Raw genomic sequence first — 4,642 nt, forward strand, 5'->3', positions numbered from 1 at the left:
CCTTCCCAATGATAATGATATAAACAGGTAGCTGTATTTTCCCCAACGGCTACCTATTTAACTTTCTTAGCATAATACTTTTCCTCTTTAATGAGCTCCCAGGCATTTTCAAAATATCGTTGGATATCAGGTAATGTAGTACATGTTCGATCAGAAAACCAAAAAAATGCCTGACAAACGGTTTTGGAGGGTGAAGAATTTTTGTATTGGTACTCAGTCCAAGGCGAGGATGGAATCGAAGTAACCAACTCCGCACATGAAATTGATCAGCTTCATTTACAGTATTGGGAGAAATGTATCGATCCAGACTTTAAACCTGTTGATTTGGAAACGAAGGGTTATGATTCCAAAAAAATAAGAAAAATGATGTCTAACTAAAAACCGGCCAACTATTGGCCGGCTCCTGGTTATTGATTTGCCAGTATAACAGCTATATCATCTTGTATCTTCGTAATTCCCTCTTCGTCTACAAAATTATTAAAAAGAATGGAAAATATTAATTTTTCACCTTTTTTATTCGTGACATAGCCTGATAAGGAACTTACCGAGGTTATTGTCCCTGTTTTTGCTTGAACATTGCCAGCTGCTGGGGTTTCCTTCATACGATTTCTTAATGTCCCCCCTATCAACCGATCACTGTTTCCTGCAAGCGGAAGGGAATTTACATATACCGAAAACCATGACTTTCCTTGGACCGAGAATAAGAGCTTTGATAATTCATTGGCTGGAACCAAATTCACATGAGAAATACCAGAACCATCACGCATCATTAGTGAATTCGTATTTACATCGAATGATTTCAACGTGTTTTCTACTACCTCTAAACCCTTTTCCCAGCTGCCTTCCCCAAAACGAACCTTCCCCATTTCCTTAACAAGCATTTCTGCATGGCCATTATTGCTCAGCTTCATAAAAGGCACGAGCAGTTCTGATAACGGCATTGAGCTGTGACTTGCAATTACGGTAGCTTTCTTTGAAATCTGTCCTATCTTCGCTTTCCCTGTAACCTTGATTCCTTGTTCGTTCAACGATTGCTTAAATAAATCCAAGGCGTAGCCATTTGGCTCCCATACGGCCACCCATTGCCTTGTCTTACTTGCTTGCAGTGGTATAGTCCCCTCAATCGTAATTGTATTGCTGCCATGCTCGCGCGTGATCTCAATATCTTTTTTCCCATCTGCTGCCACTGTTTTCGCATGATTGATGATCTTAACGTAATCAGTTTTAGGAACAACGTTGACCGAGGCATCCTTACCTGACACGTTACCCGGATTCACCTCAACTATTACAGTTCCTGTATCATAATCTTCATTGGGTGAAGCGGTTAAAGCTGATACAGCAGCTCCATAATACTCTGCTTCATCCATCCAGCTAAGATCCTCTGAATAACGTTCATCATCATACCAAGTATCGTCGGCAATCACGTTTCCATTAATCAGCTTAATGCCGCTTTTCTTTACTTCAGCTGCTAATTGATCAAAATCGCTCTTTAACAGGGTTGGATCTCCCTTACCCTTTATGTAGATATTCCCGTTAAGGATCTTTCCATGTTTGTTTCCGTCAGTGTATACCTCTGTTTTGAACCGATAATCCTTTCCGAGTGTTTCTAATGCGGCCGCGGCTGTTAATAACTTTTGATTAGAAGCCGGACGTAATCGTGTGTCTGCTCCTTTCTCAAATATAATTTCACCGCTTGAACCATTACGAATACTGACTCCTGCAAGTGCCCCTTCCAATTTTGGTGTGTTAAGGGCATTCGTTATCTGTTGCCCTAATTTCCCTGACTCATCCAGCGCATAAACCGACTCCTTGTCAGTATGTAAATATGGAAACGCTGCAAACATGATAATAAGAAATAAGGCCAGACACCATTTAATTTTTTTAATCAAGAATTCATCACCCCTCCATGTCTATTTATTCTTCATGTTCGAGAAGATGATGCTGTAACCCTTTATTTTCCTTCTAGTAATAAAGAAGTATTTTTTTCTTGTTTCAATCCTAATTTACGCTCTCATTTATATTTCATTCGTATCCAATATGAAACAAAGTAGAATATAAATGTCGAAAAACTGGCTAGTAATAAAAGAATAACTCGTATTTTGTATTCCACGTTCGAGAAAAATTCATCTAATACTAAAGTCAGGCTCGTTTAAAAATTTCTAAGTATTTTGTCTTATATGAACCACAAAAAAATGGGCATGGTATATACCATGCCCAATAGATAGTTATTATCTATTTAACTATATTAGTTACGGAAATTTTTTGTACGGTCGATTGGACCATCAATTGGATCACGCTGAGTGTCGAGAGTATCATTACGTGCTCCTAGATTCACTCTAGGCTCAGCATATTCAGCACCATGTTTTGGTGCATGAGGATCCACTAAGATTAAAAGCTTTCCGGATTTTACCTCTGTTTCATAGTGCCCAGCTTCAGCTTCAGGAATTCCCATTCCAATCAATGCTCCTGCAAGACCGCCAGTTCCGGCACCAACAGCTGCTCCTGCAAGTGTGGCTGCAATTGGTCCAGCCGCTAGAACCGGCCCGATTCCTGGAATAGCTAATGCACCAATTCCAGCTAATAACCCGGCTGTTCCACCAAGGATTCCACCTGTTGCAGCACCAGCCGCAAGACCTTCTTCAGTTTTCGTACCAGTTTCTGCATTTACAGTTTTCACTTCATCACGGTCTTTAGCTACGACCGAAATATCATCACGGCTATAACCCTGAGCTTTCAAATCCTCAACTGCACGAATTGCTTCTTCACCGTTATCATATACTCCAACTACACGTTTATCCATCTTGATCATCCTCCTAAAAAAAAGTGATGTATCTGTGTCTCTGTTTTTAAATACCCCAGGTTCAGAAAAAATAACCTGTTATTCAGAAAGAAAATTCGTCAAAAAACGAACGTTCATCTTATACACATCCCTTAATTTCATCTTAATATTGTAAAAACATGAATGTTTGAGTACCTAATGGGTATAGATACAATACGACAAGATAAACACAGGAGGTAATTTTTTTTATGCTTACTGATTTACTTAAAGACTTGGTTTCGATTAATAGTTCAACAAAGGAAGGAGCAAATGAAGCAGTTGAATTCTGTTCTAATTGGCTTTCAGAACAAGGATTATCTGTGAATACCCTAACGAACAACGGATACAAAATGCTTGTTTCTGAACTTGGACAAGGCGATAAAACCATTATTTTAAATGGTCATGTTGATGTTGTCAGCGGGAATCCTGATCAATTTATTCCTTATGAAGAAGACGGAAAGCTCTATGGCCGAGGAACAGCTGATATGAAAGCTGGCGTTGCTGCAATGATGTGCGCGTTCGCTGAATTGCAAAAACAAGACATTCGTGTCCGGATCCAACTGCAAATAGTATCAGATGAAGAAATCGGTGGTCTTAATTGTTCTGGGTATTTAGCTAAAAATGGCTACCGAGGTGACTTTGTCATCTGTGCTGAACCGACGCAGTTAGGGATTGGCCTTCAAGCTAAGGGAGTGTTACAACTTGATATCGAAGTAGACGGCATGCCCGCTCATGGCAGCAGACCATGGGAAGGGATTAACGCCATTGAGAAGTCTTATGAAATTTATGAAAAAATACGTACCCTTCCATTTGCTTCTGAAAGTTCAGACCTCTATCGCTCTCCTTCAATTAATCTAGCCATGCTGCATGCAGGTGAAGTTTACAATAAGGTACCTGGTAAATGCTTAATGAGTCTCGACATCCGCTACCTGCCGACACAAAATAAGGATGACATCATTGAGCAAATTCAATCCATTACAGATGGGAAAGTCACGATGAAAATGTTTGGGATACCGGTGCGAACAAAAGAAAACGAACCATTTATCTCTTTGTTAAAACCCGTTATCGAGAATATCACAAACGAAAATGCTCGAGTCTTTGGACAACATGGTTCAGCAGATACTGTTTTCTTTTCAGCCTTCGGTATTCCTTCCATTGAGTTTGGACCGAGTGGAGCCAATTGGCATGGTGACCGTGAATATGTACTTCTTGATTCCGTACAGGACTATCAACAAATGCTCATAGATTTTGCCAACGAGTTTGTTCATTTACGCACAAACCAACAAAACATCGGATAATAAAGAATGGCTCTCTACTGCGAGAGCCATTTTTTTAAGCGCAGTGCTCTTTCGTTTCAGTTTTCTCCTCTTTCTTCCATAGACCATGCTGATTACAATAGAAAAGCTGCCGACTTTCATTTTAGGGATGCGTACTTCTGGATTTTGTTCTGGATAAAGCTTTACTAAAAGTATCCAATCTCAACTAACATAGGCAACGAAAGATCTTTTTGTGTCATCTTTTTTTCTCTATGAAGAGTCAAAGTCAACTTTTCATTCTTGCTGCAATCCATATTTTTCACCTCCAATAAATGATACCCACTAACTAATTAATCCACAATCAACGGTCCGTAGAGTGACAAATTATCATTTTCCAGCTTTATATTTTTTCTGTAATAAAAGAGAGGACCATTTATATGATTGATCTAGCAGCAATCTACACAAAACGGGAGAATAGCGGCCTTATTACATGTGTTTTTTGTAAAAAAAGTTCCAATTACCTAGTTTATTTTTCTACACGTTTAGTATATGCAACTTACGAAATACT

4 protein-coding genes are annotated in these 4,642 nt (G+C 39.3%); 2 read left to right on the forward strand and 2 right to left on the reverse strand.

Features of this window, described 5'->3' with window-relative positions:
- The first annotated feature begins 201 nt into the window (after nt 1–201).
- Nucleotides 202–378, forward strand: a complete 177-nt coding sequence (locus AC52RT_RS03245) for a DUF6176 family protein (protein ID WP_495539421.1) — start codon at nt 202–204, stop codon at nt 376–378.
- 29 nt (nt 379–407) lie between these two features.
- Here the strand turns inward: AC52RT_RS03245 and dacB are convergent, their stop codons facing one another.
- Together dacB and AC52RT_RS03255 are read right to left on the reverse strand one after the other, a co-directional pair.
- A complete protein-coding gene (dacB, locus tag AC52RT_RS03250) occupies nt 408–1,889 on the reverse strand; it encodes a D-alanyl-D-alanine carboxypeptidase/D-alanyl-D-alanine endopeptidase (RefSeq protein ID WP_495539422.1) in 1,482 nt (493 codons plus the stop codon).
- Nucleotides 1,890–2,245: 356 nt separating this feature from the next.
- A complete protein-coding gene (locus tag AC52RT_RS03255; RefSeq protein WP_495539423.1) occupies nt 2,246–2,800 on the reverse strand; it encodes a YflT domain-containing protein in 555 nt (184 codons plus the stop codon).
- Between the two features lie 227 nt (nt 2,801–3,027).
- On the opposite strand from AC52RT_RS03255, the gene AC52RT_RS03260 reads away from it, so the two are divergent.
- Entirely contained in the window at nt 3,028–4,116 is a 1,089-nt protein-coding gene (locus AC52RT_RS03260; RefSeq protein WP_495539424.1) for a M20 family metallopeptidase, read from the forward strand.
- Nucleotides 4,117–4,642: the final 526 nt, after the last annotated feature.

It is taken from the genome of Peribacillus sp. (assembly GCF_059453735.1).

Bases quoted from the DNA above. Each gene is read 5' to 3' on its own strand.
- AC52RT_RS03260 (WP_495539424.1), top strand. From the start codon at position 3,028: ATGCTTACTGATTTACTTAAAGACTTGGTTTCGATTAATAGTTCAACA.
- AC52RT_RS03255 (WP_495539423.1), bottom strand. From the start codon at position 2,800: ATGGATAAACGTGTAGTTGGAGTATATGATAACGGTGAAGAAGCAATT.